Annotated in this window: 6 protein-coding genes and 1 pseudogene; all 7 read right to left on the bottom strand. The window is 30.9% G+C overall.

What is annotated here, in order from left to right; translation table 11 throughout:
• Positions 1 to 194 precede the first annotated feature (194 nt).
• A complete protein-coding gene (locus QZZ48_RS14060; protein WP_294966886.1) occupies positions 195 to 575 on the bottom strand; it encodes a response regulator in 381 nt (126 codons plus the stop codon).
• Positions 576 to 587: 12 nt separating this feature from the next.
• Positions 588 to 1,790 carry an amidohydrolase family protein gene (locus QZZ48_RS14055; RefSeq protein ID WP_294966885.1) on the bottom strand — a complete coding sequence of 401 codons (1,203 nt, stop codon included), beginning with the start codon at positions 1,788 to 1,790 and terminating at the stop codon, positions 588 to 590.
• Positions 1,791 to 1,799: 9 nt separating this feature from the next.
• Positions 1,800 to 2,432 (bottom strand): Crp/Fnr family transcriptional regulator, encoded by a 633-nt coding sequence (locus QZZ48_RS14050; RefSeq protein ID WP_294966884.1) that lies wholly within the window; start codon positions 2,430 to 2,432, stop codon positions 1,800 to 1,802.
• Positions 2,429 to 2,878: a hypothetical protein gene (locus tag QZZ48_RS14045; RefSeq protein ID WP_294966883.1), complete on the bottom strand. Its 450-nt coding sequence runs from the start codon at positions 2,876 to 2,878 to the stop codon at positions 2,429 to 2,431. Before QZZ48_RS14045 ends, QZZ48_RS14050 begins: the two co-directional genes overlap by 4 nt.
• Positions 2,875 to 3,834: a hypothetical protein gene (locus QZZ48_RS14040; protein ID WP_294966882.1), complete on the bottom strand. Its 960-nt coding sequence runs from the start codon at positions 3,832 to 3,834 to the stop codon at positions 2,875 to 2,877. Before QZZ48_RS14040 ends, QZZ48_RS14045 begins: the two co-directional genes overlap by 4 nt.
• A complete protein-coding gene (locus tag QZZ48_RS14035; protein WP_294966887.1) occupies positions 3,831 to 4,499 on the bottom strand; it encodes an ABC transporter ATP-binding protein in 669 nt (222 codons plus the stop codon). The genes QZZ48_RS14040 and QZZ48_RS14035 overlap by 4 nt, the downstream gene beginning before the upstream one ends.
• 90 nt (positions 4,500 to 4,589) lie before the next feature.
• Positions 4,590 to 4,727, bottom strand: a pseudogene (locus QZZ48_RS15860) (two-component regulator propeller domain-containing protein); the annotation flags it as partial.
• Positions 4,728 to 4,757: the final 30 nt, after the last annotated feature.

The following is a 4,757-nucleotide window of genomic DNA, read 5'->3' as shown; positions in this document are numbered from 1 at the left end:
TTACACTCATATTTAATCCCTATATTTTCTATTTCAATTTTATCATTTTTGAAATAAGAAAACAAATTTTACTGGTTCAGTTTTAGGGGTTCATTATAAGTTCTGTAACTGGTATATTTTTAGCAATTGCAGGTATATATATTCAGAAGTGTTATGATCCAGAGATAAGTAAGAAAATAGTCGCTTAGTCTTCTTTACTTTCGTCGTTTAATTATTTCTGGAAGTATAAAATGTCTAAAGTGAAGCTCGTTAATAGGTTTTTTCAAGAAACGATGTACACCTATTTCTTTCATTTTTGTAAACATTTCAGTACTTTCATCACTGCTTATACAGAAAAAAGAGTTTTTTAAACTTGGCATTATTTCAAATGTAAGTTTTGCAAACTCATAACCATCCATCTTTGGCATATTAATATCTGAAAAAATTATATCTGCACCATTCTCTTTAATAAATTTTATAACTTCATGACCATTTTCAAATGAGAATATTTCATCATCTTTCACATCAAAATCTTCCAAAAAAGACTCAAGTATCATTCTAATAGTTATTGAATCATCTAATATTATTATTTTCATTGAATATATAGCTTATTTTATAGTGAATAAATTAATAACTTTTCCAGTTAATTTATCACCATTATATAAAGATTGCTCATTTTCAACTTCTCTTGTTGCTTTTATGTCAAAAAGAAAAGCCTTTGCCTGAGTTCCTACTCTTATCTCTCCGGCATCTATACCTATACTTTTTGCAGGGTTACGTGATGTTAGTTTCACTAATTCTGACATTGTAATAAGTCCAGTTTTAACAAGTTTTGTATAGTAAAGAGGCATGGCATCTGATAGTGCTTCACACCCATAATCTGCATCATAAAAAGCTACTTCTTTGTTTAGTGGTGAGCTTGGTTGATGAAGAGTAGTAAGGATGTCTATCTCTTTGTTTTTGAGTGCTTCTATGAGAATCTTTACATCTGTTTTAGATGCTAAAGGTGGATCGAGCTTAGCTGTAGTATTAAAACCTTCACAAGCCTCATCAGATTTACTTAGATGATGGATAGAAACTTCGCATCTAACATTTACACCATCTTCTTTGGCTTTAGTTATAAGAGAGATTGAACGAGGAGATGCTATAGACTTAAAGAGTATCTTAATATTAAAATGCCTTGCAATCTCTATCATACGAGAGACATGAAGGACTTCACTCAAATCAGGAATACCAGCAAGTCCAAGTTTTGAACTTATATCACCATCTAACATAACTCCACTTTTTATAAGAGAATTATCTTCGGCTTTACAAAAAAGAGTTACATCATACATCTGTGCATATTCTGCTATTTTAATTGCTACATCATTTTTTGCAATTGTACTCATATATGGAGCAACAGCACCACTTTTTAAAAGGATAGCAATATTACTAAGTGTACTATCCTCTTTCAAAGAGTTTAGCATCAAGTCTATTTTTGCACCCTCTAGGTTATGCAGTCCATTTTGAGCAAACTCTAAAACTACTTCATTGTCTATTGCAGGAGTACTATCAGCATTTAAAATGACATGCCCTATTCCACCAAGATGAGCTTCTTTAGAGATTGCTTTAATATTTTTTGAATTTAGTGTTGAGTCTAGAAGGCGTACATTTGTATCTACTAAGAGTGGTAAAAAGTATGAGCCTTTAGCATCTATAGTATCGCTACCTACTAAATCACACCCAAGTTCTGTTATAACGCCATCTTCTATACGTACGTCAGATTTATATTCGCCATTAACATCACAAACAATCGCATTTGATATTATCATTTTTCTACCTTACTCGAAATATTGTACTAGTGCTTCTCTATCTATTTTTTTAGTCTTTACATCTATAATATCATGATCTTTAAAGAATTTTAAAATTCTTGAGAGTGTCTCTGGAGATACACTTAAAATTTCTGCAATAAGAATATTTTTAGTCTGAAAAAAATCTTTTGAGTGATTATAAATATATTTTGCTACTCTCTCTTTTGAGTCTAAAACCAAGTTAGTAGATATTATAGTTTCAAGATTTTTTATCTTTTTGATTAAAGAAGTTTGTATAATAAATGAAAGTTCAGGACTAGAATAAATAATCCCTTTTAACTTATCAAAATCTATCTTTATTATTTCAACATCAGAGTATGCTTTAGCTGTTGCAGGATAAGGGATTTGTTCAAAGTTAGCAACCTCTCCTATAAATTCATTTTCATGAAAATATTTTAAAACTATCTCTTTATGATTTGATGAAGTTTTATATAGTTTAATAACTCCAGATGCTAAAACATATAGATATTTAGAATCGTCTCCTTCATAAAAGACAATATTTTCTTTTGAAATAGTATGCTCTGTAGAGAACTTTTCTATCTTTTGAAGTGTCTCATCGTCCAAGTCTTTGAACATATCTATATTTTTTAATTTTAATCTCATTTTCCTATCTTTACAACTCTGTTTATAACTTCATCATAGGAGATAATCTCTTCACCCTCTGTGATGCTGTCTTTTGATATATGTGCAGAAAAACCATAAGCCATTGGTGTAATATTGTTTGTGTCATAGAATGCAACTCTTGCATCTATAAACTCTCCAGATTTCACATCTGTAATCCAAACTATAGCTTTATCTTTCCACTCAATGTTCTCGTCTTCAAACCAAAGAGCCATACAACCAATGTCATCAAACATATATGCTTTTGATGTCTCTGGGTTTCTTACTTGTACAGTATTTTTTCTATCACTCACAACCATAACACATCTACTACACATATCTCTATCCCAGTGAACTTCTGAGACACCTTTTTCAACTTTTTTCTCACAAGCTAAAAACGTAATTCCAATAACAAAAATTAATAAAACTTTTAAATACTTAACAATCAAAGCCAGACCCCATTATTTATAAAATATATCATCACATATGAAGTAAGTAATATAACATAAAGAGTGTTAAATATCAGAGATATTTTATAGTTTTTGACTCTATTTTCTTGATTTGAGTCAATAAATCCAACTACGAGACCATAGAAGGTTCCCATAAAAAGGAGAGTGTATATAAGATATCCTACAAAGTAATAGTCGCTTTGTAAAAAACAAAATGGACAATGATGAGAAGGAAGTTCATAGATATAAGTTCCAAAAAACACAATAAGAGTCACTAAAGATATAAGAACAAAAAAGGCATTACTTATAGCAAAAAGATATTTATTTTTTATAAAATAAAAAAAGATTATTAGTAAGAATACTCCATAAAAGATAGAGATTAAGAGTGTTGAATCAATAGCAAAAATGCTAGAAATTGCAGAAGTTGAAGAACTAGAGTACAGAGTTCCACAACAACTTACCATCTTATCAATCTCAATAGAACTAAACATGAGTCCTTCAACGATTAACTCAGTAATGAATAGGAAAAAAGCTAAAATGAAAAAACCAAATTTCTGTTTTGTATATGGTTGGTTTTCATGTTTCATATCTTCATTATGAAGTACAATCCAATATGCGAATATGTATATATTTAAAATTTTGAGTATAAAAAGAGGTATGCCATAACCCGTTGCATCTACGACTCCTGCGCCACACATAGCACCAGTTAGTACATTTGATATCTTATCTAGTGTAAATACAAAAAACAAGAACAGAGGCACTTTGATGATAAATATATATTTGATAATTGTAGCACCAAGGTAACTCTGTTTTTCTAAAGTGTACTGCTCTTTACTTACTGAGTTTAAATTCCATTTTAAATATATCTTAACACTCAATACAAAAGCAATAATCCCAAAAAAAGCAAATAAAGCATTTAGTATGAAGATTGCTAAGACTTCTGGTGTAAGTATCAAACTAAAACTCCATTATGCATCTCTATAGTTCTATCTACAAAGTCTAAATCAAAAAATAGCGGATCATGAGTAGCAACTACTATAGTCTTTTTTAAAGACTTTAACTCTCGTAGCATCTCTATAAAGTGAAGTGAAAGCTTCTCATCAAGATTTGCCGTAGGCTCATCAGCAATAATTATCTTAGGGTCGTTTACATTTGCTCTAGCAATTGCAACACGTTGCTGTTCTCCACCCGATAGGTTTTTAATGATAGAGTCGGCTTTATGATTTATCTTAAACATTTCCATTACACGGTTTAGTTTTTCATTTGCAACCTTAGCATCTGGGTTCAATGGAACTAGAGGAAGTAAAATATTTTCTTTTACACTAAGAGTAGGTATAAGATTATAATTTTGAAATATAAAGCCTATGTTGTCACGTCTATACTCAGATGCAAAGTTATCAGGAAGTTTAGATATATGCTTAGCATCTACTATGACTTCACCACTTGTTGGTTTGCTAAGTGCTGCGATAAGAGAAAGAACACTACTCTTTCCACTTCCACTAGCACCTTTTAAAACCACAAGTTCACCTTCTTGTATCTTCATGTCTATATCTTGAAGTGCTGTCACTACATTATTTTTATTTATCTCGTATTTTTTTGTTATGTTTTTTAACTCAATCATTTTCCGTGACTGGGGCATATTGGCTTTTGCAGAAGATTCTAATAATTCCAACTTTGTGCCGTCATAAACAGAAATCGTATTATTATCATCCCCCATATAAACATCACCTTTGCTATCTTCAAAGATACAACGTACTATATTTCCGCCTAATCCGCTCTCTTCGTTAAAAGCCACAAACTTATCGCCACCATATTTAAACAACCCAGAACCACTGGTTCCGAACCACATATTCCCTTCTCTATCTTCGCCAAATGAGGT

Source organism: Sulfurimonas sp., assembly GCF_016744025.1.
Lineage (GTDB): Bacteria > Campylobacterota > Campylobacteria > Campylobacterales > Sulfurimonadaceae > Sulfurimonas.
Note: the sequence above shows the minus strand (reverse complement) of the source record. Positions and strands in the feature narration are given on the sequence as shown.

Coding starts and splice junctions, on each gene's coding strand:
- QZZ48_RS14060 (WP_294966886.1), bottom strand. CDS start 575: ATGAAAATAATAATATTAGATGATTCAATAACTATTAGAATGATACTT.
- QZZ48_RS14055 (WP_294966885.1), bottom strand. CDS start 1,790: ATGATAATATCAAATGCGATTGTTTGTGATGTTAATGGCGAATATAAA.
- QZZ48_RS14050 (WP_294966884.1), bottom strand. CDS start 2,432: ATGAGATTAAAATTAAAAAATATAGATATGTTCAAAGACTTGGACGAT.
- QZZ48_RS14035 (WP_294966887.1), bottom strand. CDS start 4,499: ATGATTGAGTTAAAAAACATAACAAAAAAATACGAGATAAATAAAAAT.